General features: G+C 65.6%; 21 protein-coding genes. 1 reads left to right on the top strand and 20 read right to left on the bottom strand.

Annotated features, from left to right (window positions below; translation table 11 throughout):
* Positions 1 to 11 precede the first annotated feature (11 nt).
* Positions 12 to 1187 (top strand): S1C family serine protease, encoded by a 1176-nt coding sequence (locus CSC67_RS03230; RefSeq protein WP_118993191.1) that lies wholly within the window; start codon positions 12 to 14, stop codon positions 1185 to 1187.
* 15 nt (positions 1188 to 1202) lie between these two features.
* Here the strand turns inward: CSC67_RS03230 and tatC are convergent, their stop codons facing one another.
* From tatC to CSC67_RS03130, 20 genes are all read right to left on the bottom strand, one after another.
* Positions 1203 to 1958 (bottom strand): twin-arginine translocase subunit TatC, encoded by a 756-nt coding sequence (tatC, locus tag CSC67_RS03225; RefSeq protein WP_118993055.1) that lies wholly within the window; start codon positions 1956 to 1958, stop codon positions 1203 to 1205.
* Positions 1955 to 2572: a Sec-independent protein translocase protein TatB gene (gene tatB / locus CSC67_RS03220; protein ID WP_118993054.1), complete on the bottom strand. Its 618-nt coding sequence runs from the start codon at positions 2570 to 2572 to the stop codon at positions 1955 to 1957. The genes tatC and tatB overlap by 4 nt, the downstream gene beginning before the upstream one ends.
* Before the next feature lie 104 nt (positions 2573 to 2676).
* On the bottom strand, positions 2677 to 2910 hold the full coding sequence (gene tatA, locus CSC67_RS03215; RefSeq protein WP_118993053.1) for a Sec-independent protein translocase subunit TatA: 234 nt from the start codon (positions 2908 to 2910) through the stop codon (positions 2677 to 2679).
* An 86-nt stretch (positions 2911 to 2996) separates the two neighbouring features.
* Positions 2997 to 3344 (bottom strand): phosphoribosyl-ATP diphosphatase, encoded by a 348-nt coding sequence (locus CSC67_RS03210; protein WP_118993052.1) that lies wholly within the window; start codon positions 3342 to 3344, stop codon positions 2997 to 2999.
* Positions 3341 to 3754 (bottom strand): phosphoribosyl-AMP cyclohydrolase, encoded by a 414-nt coding sequence (gene hisI / locus CSC67_RS03205; RefSeq protein WP_118993051.1) that lies wholly within the window; start codon positions 3752 to 3754, stop codon positions 3341 to 3343. Before hisI ends, CSC67_RS03210 begins: the two co-directional genes overlap by 4 nt.
* A 2-nt stretch (positions 3755 to 3756) precedes the next feature.
* Positions 3757 to 4557: an imidazole glycerol phosphate synthase subunit HisF gene (hisF, locus tag CSC67_RS03200; protein ID WP_118993050.1), complete on the bottom strand. Its 801-nt coding sequence runs from the start codon at positions 4555 to 4557 to the stop codon at positions 3757 to 3759.
* A complete protein-coding gene (gene hisA / locus CSC67_RS03195; RefSeq protein WP_118993049.1) occupies positions 4554 to 5297 on the bottom strand; it encodes a 1-(5-phosphoribosyl)-5-[(5-phosphoribosylamino)methylideneamino]imidazole-4-carboxamide isomerase in 744 nt (247 codons plus the stop codon). Before hisA ends, hisF begins: the two co-directional genes overlap by 4 nt.
* Positions 5298 to 5345: 48 nt before the next feature.
* On the bottom strand, positions 5346 to 5999 hold the full coding sequence (gene hisH, locus CSC67_RS03190; RefSeq protein ID WP_118993048.1) for an imidazole glycerol phosphate synthase subunit HisH: 654 nt from the start codon (positions 5997 to 5999) through the stop codon (positions 5346 to 5348).
* A 24-nt stretch (positions 6000 to 6023) separates the two neighbouring features.
* Positions 6024 to 6611, bottom strand: a complete 588-nt coding sequence (gene hisB / locus CSC67_RS03185) for an imidazoleglycerol-phosphate dehydratase HisB (RefSeq protein WP_118993047.1) — start codon at positions 6609 to 6611, stop codon at positions 6024 to 6026.
* 110 nt (positions 6612 to 6721) lie between these two features.
* On the bottom strand, positions 6722 to 8023 hold the full coding sequence (gene hisD, locus CSC67_RS03180; protein WP_118993046.1) for a histidinol dehydrogenase: 1302 nt from the start codon (positions 8021 to 8023) through the stop codon (positions 6722 to 6724).
* Between the two features lie 70 nt (positions 8024 to 8093).
* Complete coding sequence (gene hisG / locus CSC67_RS03175) at positions 8094 to 8765, bottom strand: ATP phosphoribosyltransferase (protein WP_118993045.1); 672 nt, start codon at positions 8763 to 8765, stop codon at positions 8094 to 8096.
* Positions 8762 to 10024 (bottom strand): UDP-N-acetylglucosamine 1-carboxyvinyltransferase, encoded by a 1263-nt coding sequence (murA, locus tag CSC67_RS03170; RefSeq protein ID WP_118993044.1) that lies wholly within the window; start codon positions 10022 to 10024, stop codon positions 8762 to 8764. Before murA ends, hisG begins: the two co-directional genes overlap by 4 nt.
* Entirely contained in the window at positions 10017 to 10265 is a 249-nt protein-coding gene (locus CSC67_RS03165; RefSeq protein ID WP_118993043.1) for a BolA family protein, read from the bottom strand. The genes murA and CSC67_RS03165 overlap by 8 nt, the downstream gene beginning before the upstream one ends.
* An 11-nt stretch (positions 10266 to 10276) precedes the next feature.
* A complete protein-coding gene (locus CSC67_RS03160; protein ID WP_118993042.1) occupies positions 10277 to 11068 on the bottom strand; it encodes an ABC transporter permease in 792 nt (263 codons plus the stop codon).
* Positions 11065 to 11859 carry an ABC transporter ATP-binding protein gene (locus tag CSC67_RS03155; protein ID WP_118993041.1) on the bottom strand — a complete coding sequence of 265 codons (795 nt, stop codon included), beginning with the start codon at positions 11857 to 11859 and terminating at the stop codon, positions 11065 to 11067. Before CSC67_RS03155 ends, CSC67_RS03160 begins: the two co-directional genes overlap by 4 nt.
* Before the next feature lie 145 nt (positions 11860 to 12004).
* A complete protein-coding gene (locus tag CSC67_RS03150) occupies positions 12005 to 12592 on the bottom strand; it encodes an MlaC/ttg2D family ABC transporter substrate-binding protein (RefSeq protein ID WP_245220113.1) in 588 nt (195 codons plus the stop codon).
* A gap of 75 nt (positions 12593 to 12667) precedes the next feature.
* On the bottom strand, positions 12668 to 13531 hold the full coding sequence (locus tag CSC67_RS03145; protein ID WP_118993039.1) for an MlaA family lipoprotein: 864 nt from the start codon (positions 13529 to 13531) through the stop codon (positions 12668 to 12670).
* A gap of 36 nt (positions 13532 to 13567) precedes the next feature.
* Positions 13568 to 14068 (bottom strand): outer membrane lipid asymmetry maintenance protein MlaD, encoded by a 501-nt coding sequence (mlaD, locus tag CSC67_RS03140; protein ID WP_118993038.1) that lies wholly within the window; start codon positions 14066 to 14068, stop codon positions 13568 to 13570.
* A 10-nt stretch (positions 14069 to 14078) separates the two neighbouring features.
* Entirely contained in the window at positions 14079 to 14864 is a 786-nt protein-coding gene (gene mlaE, locus CSC67_RS03135; protein ID WP_118993037.1) for a lipid asymmetry maintenance ABC transporter permease subunit MlaE, read from the bottom strand.
* The gene (locus CSC67_RS03130) at positions 14861 to 15694 is read right to left on the bottom strand and encodes an ABC transporter ATP-binding protein (protein ID WP_118993036.1); all 834 of its coding nucleotides are present in this window, start codon (positions 15692 to 15694) and stop codon (positions 14861 to 14863) included. The genes mlaE and CSC67_RS03130 overlap by 4 nt, the downstream gene beginning before the upstream one ends.
* Positions 15695 to 16015 lie beyond the last annotated feature (321 nt).

Here is a 16015-nt window from a genome sequence, read left to right as displayed (position 1 = left end):
ATTCCAGCCTTATGCGTCGATTCTGGTTGCTCTTCGCCCAAACTGTGACGGTGTGTCTGGGTATTTTATTCATTGTGGCCACGCTTCGGCCCGATTGGCTGGATCGCACGCCGGTGCCCCAGGCGTCCGCGCCCGCCCAGCCGTCCGCAGGCCCGTCTGCGGCGCCCGCGACGGCGGGCCTGCCGGCCAGCTATGCCCAGGCGGTGGCGCGGGCCGCGCCGGCGGTGGTCAATGTCTACACCACCAAGCAGATCCGCGAGCCCATTTCGCCGCTGTTGAATGACCCCGAGCTGTCGCGGCTGCTGCGCGGCCTGCCCGGCTTCACCCGCAAGCGCGAGGCCACGGCGCTGGGTTCGGGCGTGATCGTGCGGCCCGATGGCTACATTCTGACCAACTATCACGTGATCGAAGCGGCCGATGCCATCGAGGTCGCCTTGAACGACGGGCGCGAGGCCCGCGCCAAACTGGTGGGCGCCGACCCCGAGAGCGATCTGGCGGTGCTCAAGATCGACCTGGAGGGGCTTTCCAGCATCACGTTCAACGGCACGCACGACATGCAGGTGGGCGACGTGGTGCTGGCCATCGGCAACCCGTTCGGCGTGGGCCAGACCACCACCATGGGCATCGTCTCGGCCCTGGGCCGCAATCGCCTGGGCATCAACATCTACGAGAACTTCATCCAGACCGATGCGGCGATCAACCCCGGCAACTCGGGCGGCGCGCTCATCGACACCCATGGCCGCCTGGTCGGCATCAATACGGCCATCTATTCCGAAACCGGCGGATCGCTGGGCATAGGCTTCGCCATACCGTCCATGGCCGCGCAGACCATACTCGAGCAGATCATCACCACCGGGCACGTCACCCGGGGCTGGCTGGGCGTCGAGCCCCAGGACATCACCGCCGACCTGGCCAAGGCGTTCGGGCTGGACAGCCGCGATGGCGTGATCGTGGCCGGCGTGCTGCGGGGCGGCCCGGCGGCCCGGGCGGGCCTGCGCGTGGGAGACATCGTGCTGAAGCTTAACGACGAACCCGTGGTCGATACGATCCGCTTCCTGAATCAGATTGCGCGGCTGACACCGCAAAGCAAGGCCGAGATCCAGGTGCTGCGCGCAGGAAAGAAGGCGAGTTTCTCGGTGCAGGTGGGTGCGCGCCCGCCCTTGCAGCTGGGCGCGAGGCGGCCTTAGCGCCGCCGGCCCGGCTTACTCGGCGGCTTCCTCGGCCGCTGTGTCGGTATGCTCGCGCGGCGTCAGGCGGGCGGCCACCAGCAGGCCCAGTTCGAACAGCAGGCACAGGGGCACGGCCAGCATGAACTGGCTCAGCACGTCGGGCGGCGTGACGACCGCCGCGATGATGAAGGCGCCCACGATGACGTAGCCGCGCGCGGCGCGCAGTTTGTCGACACTGACCACGCCGCCCTTGACCAGCAGAATCACGGCCACCGGCACCTCGAAGGTGATGCCGAAGGCCACGAACATGGTGATGACGAAGCTGACGTAGGCCTCGATGTCGGGCGCGGGCGTGATCGATTGCGGCGCGAAGCCGGCGATGAAGTGGAAGACCGTGCGAAAGACCACGAAGTAGCAGAAGGCCATGCCCATCAGGAAGAGCACGGTGCTGGAAAGAATGAGGGGCAGCGCCAGGCGCTGCTCGTGCTTGTACAGCCCCGGGGCGACGAAGGCCCAGGCCTGATACAGCACCACCGGCAGGGCGATGACGAAGGCCGCGAGGAGGGTGACCTTGATGGGCACCATGAAGGGCGTGATCACCCCCGTGGCGATCATGCGGGTGCCCTGCGGCAGGGCGGCCAGCATGGGCTGGGCCAGCACGTCGTAGATGGCCGAGGCGCCCGGATACAGGAACAGGGCGATGAAGACGACGAGAATGGCGCCCACGGCCTTGAGCAGCCGCGAGCGCAGCTCGACCAGGTGGGAGATGAAGCTGTCTTCCTGCGTCACGGCTGCGAACCTTTGGCGGGTTGGGTGGAATCCGCCGGGACGTTGTCCGCGGCGGCGGCCTTGCGCTCGAAGCCGGGCAGCGGCAGCGTCCGGGTATCGATGGCTTCGGAGTCCTGCACCTCTTGCTCAGAGGTGTGGGCCGGCGGTGAAGCGGGCGCCTGGTCCCCGGCCGCGGCCGGCGGCTGTGCGGATTGCCCCGGGGCCGTGGAGGGCTCCGCCGCGGCGGGTTCGCCGGGGCCGTCCTGAGAGGGCTCGGACCCGCCCTCGCGCAGATTGCGCGCCGAATCGGCCAGCGTCTTGACGGATTCAGAAGCCTGCTTGAGCGCATCCTGCGCCTCGTCGATGGGCTCGCGCCAGGACTTGCTGGTTTCGTCGACCGAGGCCTTGACCGACTTGGCCGCGTCCTGCATCTGGTCTTTCAGGTTTTTGAGGTCGCCTATCTCGGCCGCGTCCATTTCCTTGCGGATGTCGGTCTTGACATCGTTGACGTAGCGCTGGGCGCGGCCCAGCAGATGGCCCACCGTGCGCGCCACCTTGGGCAGCCGCTCGGGGCCGATCACGATCAGCGCGATGACGCCGATCAGCATGAGCTCGCTGAAGCTGATGTCGAACATGGAGCGGTGTCTTGAGGCCTATTGAGAGTTAAAAGGACGGCGGCGCCCGACGACTGCGCGCGGGCCGCGAAAGCGGGGCGCGGAGCGCATGTCGGCCGGGATGGTCAGGACCCGTTCTTTTCTTTGGCCTGCACGTCGATGGTTTCTTTGGTTTCCACCCGTTCGGTGGTGACGGACTCGGGCTTGTCGGGATCGTTGGCCGCATCGGCCATGCCCTTCTTGAAGCCCTTGACGGCGCCGCCCAGGTCTTCGCCCATGTTGCGCAGCTTCTTGGTGCCGAAGATGAGCGCCACGATGACGAGAACGATAAGCCAATGCCAGATGCTGAAACTACCCATGTTTATCTCCGTTGTGCGGCGGATGCCGCGTGTGTCGTCGCGGGGCCGATGCCCCTTTTATGACTCCATTCTACCCAACCATGGCTTCAAGAGCCGTCGCCGCGGCTGGCTTTCTCGGCCAAACCCGAGATACCCTCGCGGCGAGCCAGTTCGCGCAGGACGTCCTCGGGCCGCAGATTATAGTGGGTCAATGCGATAAGACTGTGAAACCAGAGGTCGGCCGTTTCGTACACGATGCGGTCGGGAGCGTTGTCCTTGGCGGCCATGACGAGTTCAGTGGCTTCTTCGCCGATTTTCTTCAGGAAGGCGTCGGGGCCGCGCGCCAGCAGCTTGGCCGAGTACGAGGCGGCGGGATCGCCGCCGCGGGCCGGCAGGCGGCTTTCCAGCGTATCGGCCAGCCGGGACAGGATGTCGGCGGAGGTGTCGTGGTTCATTTGTAGATGAGCTCGGGGTCTTTGAGCACGGGGTCGGTGATGTCCCAGCGGGGCTGGCTCGGCGCCCTGTCCAGCCGGCGGAAGAAGCAGCTTTCGCGGCCGGTATGGCAGGCGATGCCGCCCACCTGCTCGACCTTCAGCAGGATGACGTCGCCGTCGCAATCCAGGCGCAGCTCGCGCACCACCTGCCGGTGACCGGACTCTTCGCCCTTGCGCCACAGCTTGCCGCGCGAGCGCGACCAATACACGGCATGTCCGGTGGCGGCGGTTTCGGCCAGCGCGTCGCGGTTCATCCAGGCGACCATCAGCACGGTGCCCGATGCTGCGTCCTGGGCGATGGCCGGAATGAGGCCCGACTCGTCGAATACGACGTCGTCCAGCCAGGAGTTCGGGTCGGTGGCGGTATCCATGATCACAGTCGCATGTTGATGCCCTTGCGGGCCATGTATTCTTTGGCTTGGGGAATGGTGAATTCGCCGTAGTGGAAAATGCTGGCGGCCAGCACCGCGCTCGCGCGCCCCTTGATGACGCCGTCGGCGAGATGTTCGAGCTTGCCCACGCCGCCCGATGCGATGACCGGAACCGGCACGGCATCGGAGACGGCGCGCGTCAGGGCCAGGTCGAAGCCCGCCTTGGTGCCGTCGCGGTCCATGCTGGTCAGCAGGATCTCGCCCGCGCCGTAGCTGGCCATCTTGCGGGCCCACTCGATCGCGTCCAGGCCTGTGGCCTTGCGCCCGCCGTGGGTGAAGATTTCCCAGCGTGCGGATTCGCCGGTCTCGGACGTGCGGCGCGCGTCGATGGCCACCACGATGCACTGCGAGCCGTGGTAGTCGGCCGCGGCCTTGACCAGCTCGGGGTTGGCCACCGCCGCGCTGTTGATGGACACTTTGTCGGCGCCCGCATTGAGCAGGCGCTGGATGTCGGCCACCTGGCGCACGCCCCCGCCCACGGTAAGCGGAATGAACACCTCGGAGGCCACCGCCTCGATGATGGGCAGGATCAAGTCGCGGTTGTCGCTGGTGGCGGTGATGTCCAGAAAAGTGAGTTCGTCGGCGCCCTGCTCGTTATAGCGCCGCGCGATTTCGACCGGGTCGCCGGCATCGACGAGATCGACGAAGTTCACGCCCTTGACGACCCTTCCCGCCGTGACGTCCAGGCAGGGAATGATGCGCCGCGTAAGCGTGTTGTTCATCGGGATGTCGGCTGCGCTCATGATGCGCCCAGTTCGTCGGCCAGGTCCTGGGCCGCGGCGAAGTCGAGCGTGCCTTCGTAGATGCTGCGCCCGAGGATCGCGCCTTCGATGCCTTCGTCTTCAACCGCGCAAAGGGCCTCGATGTCGGTGAGGTTGGTGACGCCGCCCGAGGCGATGATGGGGATGGTGACGGCCTGGGCCAGCTTGACCGTGGATTCGATGTTGACGCCGGTGAGCATGCCGTCGCGCCCGATGTCGGTGTAGATGATGGCCTCGCAGCCGTAGTCCTCGAACTTGCGGGCGATGTCGATGACGTCGTGGCGGGTGAGCTTGCTCCAGCCGTCGGTGGCCACCTTGCCGTCGCGCGCGTCCAGGCCGACGATGATGTTGCCCGGGAAGGCGCTGCAGGCGTCGCGCAGGAAGCCCGGGTCTTTGATGGCGGCGGTGCCGATGATGACGTAGGACAGGCCGATGTCGAGGTAGCGCTCGATGGTGTTGAGGTCGCGGATGCCGCCGCCGATCTGGACCGGGACTTCGCCGTCGACTTCGTCGAGTATGGCCTTGATGGCCGTCTGATTCTTAGGCGTGCCGGACACGGCGCCGTTCAGGTCGACCAGGTGCAGGCGCCGCGCGCCTTGCTCGAGCCATTGCGCGGCCATCGAGGCCGGCTCTTCGGAGAAGATGGTGGCATCGCCCAAGTCGCCCTGGCGCAGCCGCACGCACTGGCCGTCTTTGAGATCGATAGCGGGAATCAAAAGCATGATCGGAGTTCGTTAAGCAAATAGAAGGGAAAGGCGCGCGAGCGCGGTTCAGGGATTCCAGTCGACGAAGTTGCGATACAGGCGCAAACCGGCGTCGGCGCTTTTTTCGGGATGGAACTGCACTGCGAAAATGTTATCCCGAGCCACCGCGCAGGTAAAGCTTACCCCGTAATGGGCCAGCCCGGCCGTCAGTGCGGGGTCGCTCGGCTGAACGTAGTAGCTGTGCACGAAATAAAAGTGGGTGTTGTCGGCGATGCCTTCCCAAAGGGGATGGTGCTGCACGTGTTTGACGCGGTTCCAGCCCATGTGCGGCACTTTGAGCAGTTCGGTTTCGTCGGTGGCGGCGGACGCCGAGGCGTAGCCGGGCCCCGAAAAGCGCTTGACGCGGCCCTGGAAGACGTCCAGGCAGGGCGTGTCGCCTTCTTCGCTGTGGGTGAACAGCATCTGTTCGCCCACGCATACGCCCAGCAAGGGCTTGCTGCGCGCGGCGCGCAGCACGGCCTCGCGCAGGCCGGATTCATTGAGGGTGCGCATGCAGTCGGGCATGGCGCCCTGGCCGGGAAACACCACCCGCGAGGCGTTGTCGATGTGGCTGGCCTCGCGGCAGATGCGGATGTCGGCGTCCGGGGCGGCCGCCTGCAGGGCGCGCGCCACCGAGTGGAAGTTGCCCATGCCGTAGTCGACGATGGCGATAGTATTCACGATAGGGGCTTGGTCTGAAGCGGGTTAAAGAACGCCCTTGGTGGACGGGACGGCGCCATTGGCGCGCGGGTCGACCTCGGTGGCCATGCGCAGCGCGCGGCCGAAAGCCTTGAAGATCGTCTCGCACTGATGGTGCGCGTTCTCGCCCTTGATGTTGTCGATGTGCAGCGTCACCAGGGCGTGGTTGACGAAGCCCTGGAAGAATTCGCGCGCCAGATCCACGTCGAAGCGCCCGATCAGGGCCCGCGTGAACGGAACGTCGTAATGCAGGCCCGGGCGGCCCGAGAAGTCGATGACGACGCGCGACAGCGCTTCATCCAGGGGCACGTAGGAGTGGCCGTAGCGGCGCAGGCCGGCCTTGTTGCCCACCGCGGCGGCGAAAGCCTGGCCCAGCGCGATGCCGACGTCCTCGACGGTGTGGTGGTCGTCGATATGCGTGTCGCCGTCACAGTGCACGTCCAGGTCGATCAGCCCGTGGCGGGCGATCTGGTCCAGCATGTGGTCCAGAAAAGGCACGCCGGTGTTGATGGTCTGGCGGCCCGTGCCGTCCAGGTTGATGGAAACGCGGATGCGCGTTTCGTTGGTGTTTCGGGTGATGTCGGCAGTACGCATGATCGAGGAAAATCGTCGGGTAAAGGTCGGTTCGGGCGCCGCCCGGCCAAAGGGCCGGCGGCGCGGCGGGTTCGGGGCGGCGCGGTATGCGCGGCGTCTGTATGTTTATATCAGGATTCGAGCCGGTATTGCGCGCTGCCCGCGTGCGCCTGCAGGCCTTCGCCGTGCGCCAGCGTTGCGGCGACGCGGCCCAGTGTCTGCGCGCCCTGGTGCGATACGTTGATGAGACTGCTGCGCTTCTGGAAGTCGTACACGCCCAAGGGGGAAGAAAAGCGCGCGGTGCGCGACGTGGGCAGCACGTGGTTGGGACCGGCGCAGTAATCGCCCAGCGATTCAGAGCTGTAGCGGCCCATGAAGATGGCGCCCGCGTGGCGGATCTCGTCGGCCCAGCGCTCGGGCTGCTCGGTGGATATCTCGAGGTGCTCGGGGGCGATTTCGTTGGCGATGGCACAGGCCTGGTCCAGGTCGTCGACCAGGATCAGCGCGCCGCGGCCCGAAAGGCTGGCCCGGATGATGTCGGCCCGCGGCATGGTGGGCAGCAGCCGTTCGATGGACGCCTGCACCTCGTCGAGGTAGGCCGCGTCGGGGCACAGCAGAATGGCCTGCGCCAGTTCGTCGTGCTCGGCCTGCGAGAACAGGTCCATGGCGATCCAGTCGGCGGGCGTGGCGCCGTCGGCGATGATCAGAATCTCGCTGGGGCCGGCGATCATGTCGATGCCCACGACGCCGAACACCCGGCGCTTGGCGGCGGCCACATAGGCGTTGCCGGGGCCGACGATCTTGTCGACCGGCGCAATGGTTTGCGTGCCGTAGGCCAGTGCGCCCACAGCCTGCGCGCCGCCGATCGCCCAGGCGCGGTCCACGCCCGCGATGGCCGCGGCGGCCAGCACGATGGGGTTGCGCGCGCCGTCCGGCGTGGGGGTGACCATGACGACCTCGGGCACGCCGGCCACTTTGGCCGGTATGGCGTTCATGAGCACCGATGACGGGTAGGCGGCCTTGCCGCCCGGCACGTACAGGCCGACGCGGTCGAGAGGGGTGATTTTTTGCCCCAGCGTGGTGCCGTCGCTTTCGGTGTAGGACCAGCTTTCCGCCTTCTGGCGCTCGTGATAGGCGCGTACCCGGCGGGCCGCTTCTTCGAGGGCGGCCCGCTGCTCGGACGGCAGGGCGTGCAAGGCGTCCTGCAGCGCTTGGCGCGGAATTTCCAGCGCCTGGACGGACGGCGCCTGCACCCGGTCGAAGCGGCGGGTGTATTCGAGCAGCGCCTCGTCGCCCCGATGCCGCAGGTCTTTGAGCACGTCGGCGACGACGTGCTCGATGCTGTCGTCCTGCTCGGCATCGAAGGCGAGCAGCGTACGCAGGGACTGGGCGAAGTCGGGATCTTGCGAGCGGAGGCGATTGATCAGCGGCATGAAAGAAGCAAAAAAAGAAATTCTTTATAAATCAAAAGTATATCGCATGCGCGACGCATTCATGGCTTCTCTATGCCGCGGACGCCTGGGCGAAGGCGTCGATCAGGGGCTGCAGCATTTTTGCGCGTGTCTTGAGCGAGGCCTGGTTGACGATCAGGCGCGAGGAAATGTCGACGATGTCCTCGACGGCGACCAGGTGATTGGCCTTGAGCGTGTTGCCGGTGGACACCAGGTCGACGATGGCGTCGGCCAGGCCGACCAGCGGGGCCAGCTCCATCGAGCCATAGAGCTTGATCAGGTCGACATAGACGCCCTTGCGCGCGAAATGCTCGCGCGCGGCGCGCACGTACTTGGTGGCCACGCGCAGCCGCGAACCCTGGGCCACGGCCGCCTGGTAGTCGAAGCCTTCGCGCACCGCCACGCACAGGCGGCACTTGGCGATGTTGAGGTCGATGGGCTGGTACAGCCCGCCGGCATTGCCGGCCGAATGCTCGAACAGCACGTCTTTCCCGGCGATGCCGAAGTCGGCCGCGCCGTACTGCACATAGGTGGGCACGTCGGAGGCGCGCACGATGATGAGCTGCAGGCCCGGGTCGCTGGTGGGCAGGATCAGCTTGCGCGAGGACTCGGGGTTTTCGCTGACCTGGATGCCGGCGGCCGCCAGCAGCGGCAGGGTCTCGTCGAAGATCCGGCCTTTGGACAGGGCCAGGGTCAGGGGTTTGTCCAGGGCTGCAGGGCTCATGAGGCCTCCGTGATGCGTACGATGTCGGCGCCGACCTGACGCAGCTTTTCTTCCATGCGCTCGTAGCCGCGGTCCAGGTGGTAGATGCGTTCGACCGTGGTCGCGCCCTCGGCCGCCAGGCCTGCGATGACCAGGCTGGCCGAGGCGCGCAGGTCGGTGGCCATCACCGTGGCGCCCGACAGGGCCTCGATGCCGGTGACCACCGCCGTGGGGCCGTCGATGTCGATCTGCGCCCCCATGCGGCGCAGTTCCTGGACGTGCATGAAGCGGTTCTCGAAAATATTCTCGACGATGACGGCGGTACCCCGGGCGACGGTGTTCATGGCCATCAGCTGGGCCTGCATGTCGGTGGGGAAGGCCGGGTATTCGTAGGTGCGAAAGCCCACGGCGGCGGGGCGGCGGTTCATCGCGCCCCGGATCCAGTCGGGGCCGGTCTCGATCGTGACGCCCGATTCGCTCAGCTTGTCGAGCACGGCGCCCAGGGTGTCGGGCGCCGCCCGGCGCAGCATGATGTCGCCGCCGGCCGCGCCCACCGCGCACAGGAAAGTGCCCGCCTCGATGCGGTCGGCCACGATGTGGTGGGAGGCGCCATGCAGGCGCTCGACGCCGTCGATGGCGATGCGGTCGGTGCCGTGCCCCTCGATGCGGGCGCCCATCTTGATGAGCAGCTCGGCCAGGTCGGTGATCTCGGGCTCGCGGGCGGCGTTTTCAAGAACGGTGCGGCCTTCGGCCAGCACGGCCGCCATCATCAGGTTCTCGGTGCCCGTGACGGTGACCATGTCGGTGCGGATGGAGGCCCCCTTGAGCCGCTTGGCGCGCGCGACGACGAAGCCGTGCTCGATGCGGATCTCGGCGCCCAGCGCGGCCAGGCCCTTGATGTGCTGGTCGACCGGCCGCTGCCCGATGGCGCAGCCGCCCGGCAGGCTCACGCGCGCTTCGCCGAAACGGGTCAGCAGCGGCCCGAGCACCAGGATGGAGGCCCGCATGGTCTTGACCAGTTCGTAGGGCGCTTCCAGGCTGTCCACCTGCGAGGCATTGAGGGTGACGGTGCCGGCTTCCGGCTGTTGCGACCTGACGCCCATCTGCTGCAGCAGCTTGAGCGTGGTGCCGATGTCCTTGAGCGCGGGCACGTTGTGCAGCGTGATGTCGTCGCTGCAAAGCAGGGATGCGCACAGGATGGGCAGGGCGGCGTTCTTGGCGCCCGACACGGTGATTTCGCCGTGCAGGCGCCTGCCGCCGGTGATGGACAGTTTATCCATTCGGGTTCGCTTTGTATTCGTCGGGCGTCAGGGTGCGCATCGAGAGGGCGTGGATTTCTTCCTTCATGCGCTCGCCCAGCGACGCGTAGACCAACTGGTGGCGGGCGATGCGCCGCTTGCCCTCGAAGGCGGGGCTGACGATGATGGCTTCGAAGTGCGAGCCGTCGCCGACGACTTCGATGTGTTCACAGGGAAGGTGGTCGGCGATGTACTGACGCACTTGTTCGGGAGTAGGCAGCATGATGTCGATTCCTAATTCCGCAGTTTGTAGCCGGAGGCCAGTAGGCGTAGCGTGCACAGGCACAGTACGGCGAAAACGCCAGCGACGACGGCCAGGCTGAGCCAGGGCGAGACGTCGGAGACCGAGAAGAATCCGTAGCGAAAGCCGTCGATGGTGTAGAAGATGGGGTTCCAGTGCGAGACCTTCTGCCAGAACGGCGGCAGGCTGTGTATGGAGTAGAACACGCCCGACAGGAAGGTGGCGGGCAGGATCAGGAAGTTCTGGAACGCGGCCATCTGATCGAATTTCTCGGACCACAGGCCGGCGATGATGCCCAGCGAAGCCATGATGCCGCAAGCCAGGATGGCGAACGCCAGCACCCACAGCAGGTTCTGGGGAGGCAGCGGCGTGAAGAACAGGGCCACCACCCATATGCTAAGGCCCACGCACAGTCCGCGCGCGATGCCGGCCAGCAGATAGGCGCTGAAAATCTGGCGGTGCGACAGCGGCGGCAGCAGCACGAACACCAGATTGCCCGTGATGCGGCTTTGTATCAGCGAGGACGATGGGTTGGCGAAGGCATTTTGCAGCATGCTCATCATCATCAGCCCCGGAATGAGGAAAGAGGTGTACGGGATGGAGCCGTACACCTGCACCCGGTCCTCGAGCACGTGGGCGAACACCAGCAGGTAGAGCAGGGCCGTCAGCACGGGGGCCGCGATGGTCTGGAAGCCGACCTTCCAGAAGCGCATGAGCTCTTTGCGCAGCAGGGTTGGAAAGCCCGAGCCGAGTCCCGGCTGGGGCTGCATGACGGGTGTGCTCATGCCAGCATCTCCAGGGCGTTGTCGCTGTGCATGATGCGCACGAACGCGTCTTCGAGGTCGTTGCCGCCCACCCGCGCCAGTAGCGATTGCGTCGTGTCCAGCGCCACGATGCGCCCGCTTTTCAGCATGGCGATGCGGCCGCAAAGCGCTTCGGCTTCTTCGAGGTAGTGGGTGGTGAGCAGAATGGTGTGCCCCTCTTTGTTGAGCCGCGAAATGAACTCCCAGAGCGTGCGGCGCAAATCCACGTCGACGCCGGCCGTGGGTTCGTCCAGGATGATGACGGGCGGGCGGTGCACCAGGGCCTGCGCCACCAGGACCCGGCGCTTCATGCCGCCGGACAGGGCCCGCATATTGGCATCGGCCTTGTCGGCCAGCCCCAGGTTGGCCAGAATCTCGTCGATCCAGTCATCGTTGTTGCGCAGGCCGAAGTAGCCCGACTGCAGCCGCAGGGTTTCGCGCACCGTGAAAAACGGGTCGTAAACCAGCTCCTGGGGCACCACCCCCAGCGAGCGCCGGGCCTGCTTGTATTCGGACACCACGTCGTAACCGCAGACGCTGGCGGTTCCGGACGTGGCTTGCGCCAAGCCGGCGAGAATCGAGATCATGGTGGTCTTGCCCGCGCCGTTGGGGCCGAGCAGGCCGAAGAATTCGCCATGCCCGACGTCCAGGCTGACGTCGTTCAGGGCCTGGAAGCTTCGCCGTTTGCGATCGGAGCCCGGAATAAGCCGGGCGAGCCCGCCGGAAGGCGAGCCGTAAATCTTCGAGATATTCTTTAAAGTAAGCGCGGACATAATAAAAAAGCCTGGCTCGTGATTGAGCCAAGCCTTCTATTATATAGATGTATGGGGACCGGCCTTGCCGCGCGGCGGACATCGGTTTCAGCCGCCCGGGCCTGACGCTGGCCGCGGCGCCCGGGCTTGTGAAGCGCGGGGCGGCCTAGCGGTTCTGCCGGTTCAGGGCGTCGATGAGGCCGTCGATGCCGTTCTGGTTGATCTGCTGGGCGAACTGGTTGCGGTAGTTCTGGATCAGCCAGATGCCTTCGACGTTCAGGTCGTAGATCTTCCAGCCTTGAGGAGTTTTTTCGAGGCGGTAATCGACGCCCACCGCGGGGCCGTTGCGCTGGCTGATGCTGGACCGAACCACGACGTCGTCGGCGTTGGCGTCGCCGCGGAAGGGCAGGATCTGCAGCGCCGACACTTCGTCCACCTTCGACAGCGCGCCACTATAGGTGCGGATCAGCGTGCCCTTGAAAGCCTCGACCAGGTTCTTTTGTTGCTGCGCGGAGGCCTGGCGCCAGTAGCGCCCCGCCGCCAGACGGGTGGTCTTTTCCAGGTTGACGTAGGGCAACACGTATTTGTCGACCAGCTGGTTGATGCGGTTCAGGTCGCCCTGCTGGGCGGCAGGCTCTTGCCGGAGCACCTCCAGCGCGTTGTTGCCCACCGTTTGCACGAAGTCGTTGGGCGCGGCGGTGGGGTCGACCGGTTTCTGAGCCTGGGCCGCCGTTGCAAGGACCAGCGACAGCATGAGCACGAGGCAGAACTGGTACAAGGGGGTGCTGCGATTGCGTAAAGCGGAAAAAATCATATGCAGAGTCCTTCGTTATTGCGTTGCCGGCGCCGTGCCGGACGCGGGCGGAGCCGCCTGATCGGCGGGCGCTTCGTCGTCGTCGGAATAGTCGGGCAGATCGTCGTCGTCGGAGTAATCGGGCAGGGTACCGTAGGGATTGTCCGGATCCACCTGATTGCCCTTGACCAGGGCATTGCGCCGCTGCAGGTAGGCGTCGCGGATGAAGCTGTAGCGATCCAGGGCGATGCGGTCGACCAGATCGTCGGCATCGAGCAGGCTGGCGCGCAGGTCGACGGCCGCCACGGCCAGAATGGTGTTGCGCAGCGGTATGTTGTCAATGGCCATGACGGGCGTATAGCTGGAGGCGCCGGCCGCGAACATGGCGCCTATGCCGGCGCCGTCGCGCACCGTGCTGGAGCCGAGGAAGGGCAGCACCACGTAGGGGCCGGGCTCGAAGCCCCACACGCCCAGGGTGACGCCGAAGTCGTTGACGATGCGCTTGGAGCCGTTCATGGACGCCACGTCGATACAGCCGCCCAGGCCCATGGTGGAGTTGAACAGCACGCGTCCCAGCATGTTGACGCCGTCGTGCCCGCGGCCCTGCAGGAAGCTGTTCACCGAGGACCATAGGTCGGCCATGTTGGCGAAGATGTTGTGGATGCAGGTGCGCGCCGGTTCGGGCGTCAATTGCTTGTAGCCGGTGGCGATGGGCTTGAACAGCGCCTTGTCGAAGGCGTCGTTGAACTGGTACATGCTGCGGTTGTAGCTCTCCCAGGGGTCTTGAGGACTGGGATTGGGCACGTGGGCGCAGCCCGCGACAAAGGCCGTCAGTGCCACAATGGGAGCCACGCGGCTCAGCCGCGCGCTCGTTTCGGTTCTGGTCGTATTGTTGTCCATGATTGTTCTTGGCCGTTTTATCTATCGGGTGCCATTTTAATGTGACGGCGCGGGCGCCGCGGAGCCCTCTTTCGCCGTGCCTTCTTTATCTGCTGAACTGTACAGGAACTTGCTGATCAATTCTTCCAGCACGACGGCGCTTTGCGTATATTGGATGCGAGCGCCCTGCTCGAGCATTTTATCGTCGCCGCCGGGCGTCAGGCCGATGTACTGCTCGCCCAGCAGGCCGGAGGTCAGGATGGAAGCCGAGGAGTCGTCGGGAAACTCGTAGTTCTCGTTGATGTCCAGCGTAACCACCGCCTGATACACCTGGTTGTCGAACTGTATGCCGCTGACGCGGCCCACGACCACCCCGCTGCTTTTCACCGGAGCGCGCACCTTGAGGCCGCCCAGGTTGTCGAAGTAGGCCTGCACCTGGTAGCTGCGGCTGAACGAGAACGAGCTGAGGTTGCCGGCGCGCAGTGCCAGGAACACCAGGGCCACGATGCCCAACAGTACGAACAGGCCGACCCAGAAATCGGTTTTTTCACGCGTCATGATGGTTCCATTAATTGCTGAACATGAGGGCGGTTAGCAGGAAGTCGAGGCCCAGGACGACCAGGGCGCCGCTGACCACCGTGCGGGTGGTGGCCTTGGCGACCCCTTCGGGCGTGGGCCGGGCGTTCCAGCCCTCGTACAGGGCGATGAGGGTGACGGCAATGCCGAAGATCAGGCTTTTGACGACGCCGTTGGCCACGTCCTTGAAGATGTCCACGCCGCTTTGCATCTGCGACCAGAAGGCGCCCGCGTCGATGCCGATGAGCAGCACGCCCACCACCCAGCCGCCGATGATGCCCACCATCGAAAACACCGCGGCCAGAATGGGCATGGCGATGACGCCGCCCCAGAAGCGCGGCACCAGCACCCGGCGCACCGGATCGACCGCCATGACCTCCATGGCGGCAAGCTGCTCGCCCGCCTTCATCAGGCCGATCTCGGCCGTGAGCGACGTGCCCGCCCGGCCGGCGAACAGCAGTGCGGTCACCACCGGCCCCAGTTCGCGCGTCAGCGACAAAGCCACGAGCAACCCCAGCGCTTCTTCGGAACCGTAGCGGTTCAGCGTGTAATAGCCCTGCAGGCCCAGCACGAAGCCGACGAACAGGCCCGACACCGCAATGATGATGAGCGAATAGTTGCCGATGAAATGCACCTGCTGGGACACCAGGCCCGGGCGCCGCAGCGCCGCGCCGCTGCGCAGCAGGACCAGCCCCAGCAGGCGGGCGAAAGCCCCCAGGCCGAAAATGAAGCCGATCGCCCAGGCGCCTATAGCACGGATGCCTTTGACGGGATTCATGGGCGGCCTCGCTGTTTGTCCAGCCATTGCTTGAAGGCGGGGGTTTCGGGGTAATGGAAGGCAATCGGCCCGTCGGGTTGGCCGTCGAGGAACTGGCGGATGTAGGGGTCGGCCGATTCGGCCAGCTCGGAAGGCTTGCCCGAAGCCAGCAGCCGGCCCTGGCCCACCATATACACCTGGTCAGCGATGGCGAACGATTCGGCCACGTCGTGCGTAATCAGCACCGATGCGCAGTGCAGCCGGTCGGTCAGGCCGCGGATGAGCTGCGCCGTAATGCCCAGCGAGATCGGATCCAGGCCGGCAAAAGGCTCATCGTAAAGAATGAGCTCGGGCTCGAGCACGATGGCCCGCGCCAGCGCCACCCGGCGCGCCATGCCGCCGGAAATCTCGGATATCTTCAAGTGCGCCGCCGCGCGCAGCCCCACGGCATTGAGCTTGTCGAGCACGCACTCGATGATCTGCGCCTCGGAAATACGGGTGTGCTCGCGCAGCGGAAAGGCGACGTTCTCGAACACGTCCAGATCGGTGAACAGGGCGCCCTGCTGAAACAGCACCCCCATGCGCTGACGCAGCTTGCGCAGCTCGTCGGAAGACACGGTGGCGACATTCCGGCCGAAGGCTGTAATGGTGCCCCGCTGGGCGGTGATTTGGCCGGTGGCCCCGCGCAGCAGCGTAGTCTTGCCCGACCCCGACCCGCCCATCATGGCCACGACCTGGCCGCGGTAGACGCGCAGGTCGATGTCCTGCAGGACGGTGAAGTCGGCATAGCCGAGGGCAACGCCTGAAAAGTCGAGAAGCGGGTCTTTGCTCTGGCTCGCGTCGAGTTCCATGGAAGTGCTTGCCTGATGATCAACTGGGCATTGTATCGTGAGTGCTCGAGGGCGACGTTTTTCTTTGTGTGGGCGAGCACATTTTGTTGCTTTTGTTCGGCTTTTCCTCGTCCCGCATGCAATGCGCAGCAATCTTCGAAACCGCGAGGCGCGGCAACCATCGAAATCGCAAGGCGTGGGGCGGGACCCTGTTTTGGGCGACGTCCGAGCAAGCCGAGTACCCTGTCATTTTTGGGGAGGCAAGCCCGCAACTGTTCGAGCGCGACGGGTGCGGACAGTCCGGGGGACTGTCCGCCGTGCGAGTTTTGCGGGCGCCCCAAA

The sequence above is a fragment of the Pusillimonas caeni genome (genome assembly GCF_003545815.1).
Lineage (GTDB): Bacteria > Pseudomonadota > Gammaproteobacteria > Burkholderiales > Burkholderiaceae_B > Pusillimonas > Pusillimonas caeni.
Note: the sequence above shows the minus strand (reverse complement) of the source record. Positions and strands in the feature narration are given on the sequence as shown.

Excerpts from the sequence above, each read along its gene's own strand:
- CSC67_RS03230 (WP_118993191.1), top strand. The coding sequence starts at position 12 with ATGCGTCGATTCTGGTTGCTCTTCGCCCAAACTGTGACGGTGTGTCTG.
- tatB (WP_118993054.1), bottom strand. The coding sequence starts at position 2,572 with ATGTTCGACATCAGCTTCAGCGAGCTCATGCTGATCGGCGTCATCGCG.
- tatA (WP_118993053.1), bottom strand. The coding sequence starts at position 2,910 with ATGGGTAGTTTCAGCATCTGGCATTGGCTTATCGTTCTCGTCATCGTG.
- CSC67_RS03210 (WP_118993052.1), bottom strand. The coding sequence starts at position 3,344 with ATGAACCACGACACCTCCGCCGACATCCTGTCCCGGCTGGCCGATACG.
- hisI (WP_118993051.1), bottom strand. The coding sequence starts at position 3,754 with ATGGATACCGCCACCGACCCGAACTCCTGGCTGGACGACGTCGTATTC.
- hisF (WP_118993050.1), bottom strand. The coding sequence starts at position 4,557 with ATGAGCGCAGCCGACATCCCGATGAACAACACGCTTACGCGGCGCATC.
- hisA (WP_118993049.1), bottom strand. The coding sequence starts at position 5,297 with ATGCTTTTGATTCCCGCTATCGATCTCAAAGACGGCCAGTGCGTGCGG.
- hisB (WP_118993047.1), bottom strand. The coding sequence starts at position 6,611 with ATGCGTACTGCCGACATCACCCGAAACACCAACGAAACGCGCATCCGC.
- hisD (WP_118993046.1), bottom strand. The coding sequence starts at position 8,023 with ATGCCGCTGATCAATCGCCTCCGCTCGCAAGATCCCGACTTCGCCCAG.
- hisG (WP_118993045.1), bottom strand. The coding sequence starts at position 8,765 with ATGAGCCCTGCAGCCCTGGACAAACCCCTGACCCTGGCCCTGTCCAAA.
- murA (WP_118993044.1), bottom strand. The coding sequence starts at position 10,024 with ATGGATAAACTGTCCATCACCGGCGGCAGGCGCCTGCACGGCGAAATC.
- CSC67_RS03165 (WP_118993043.1), bottom strand. The coding sequence starts at position 10,265 with ATGCTGCCTACTCCCGAACAAGTGCGTCAGTACATCGCCGACCACCTT.
- CSC67_RS03160 (WP_118993042.1), bottom strand. The coding sequence starts at position 11,068 with ATGAGCACACCCGTCATGCAGCCCCAGCCGGGACTCGGCTCGGGCTTT.
- CSC67_RS03155 (WP_118993041.1), bottom strand. The coding sequence starts at position 11,859 with ATGTCCGCGCTTACTTTAAAGAATATCTCGAAGATTTACGGCTCGCCT.
- CSC67_RS03150 (WP_245220113.1), bottom strand. The coding sequence starts at position 12,592 with ATGCTGTCGCTGGTCCTTGCAACGGCGGCCCAGGCTCAGAAACCGGTC.
- CSC67_RS03145 (WP_118993039.1), bottom strand. The coding sequence starts at position 13,531 with ATGGACAACAATACGACCAGAACCGAAACGAGCGCGCGGCTGAGCCGC.
- mlaD (WP_118993038.1), bottom strand. The coding sequence starts at position 14,068 with ATGACGCGTGAAAAAACCGATTTCTGGGTCGGCCTGTTCGTACTGTTG.
- mlaE (WP_118993037.1), bottom strand. The coding sequence starts at position 14,864 with ATGAATCCCGTCAAAGGCATCCGTGCTATAGGCGCCTGGGCGATCGGC.
- CSC67_RS03130 (WP_118993036.1), bottom strand. The coding sequence starts at position 15,694 with ATGGAACTCGACGCGAGCCAGAGCAAAGACCCGCTTCTCGACTTTTCA.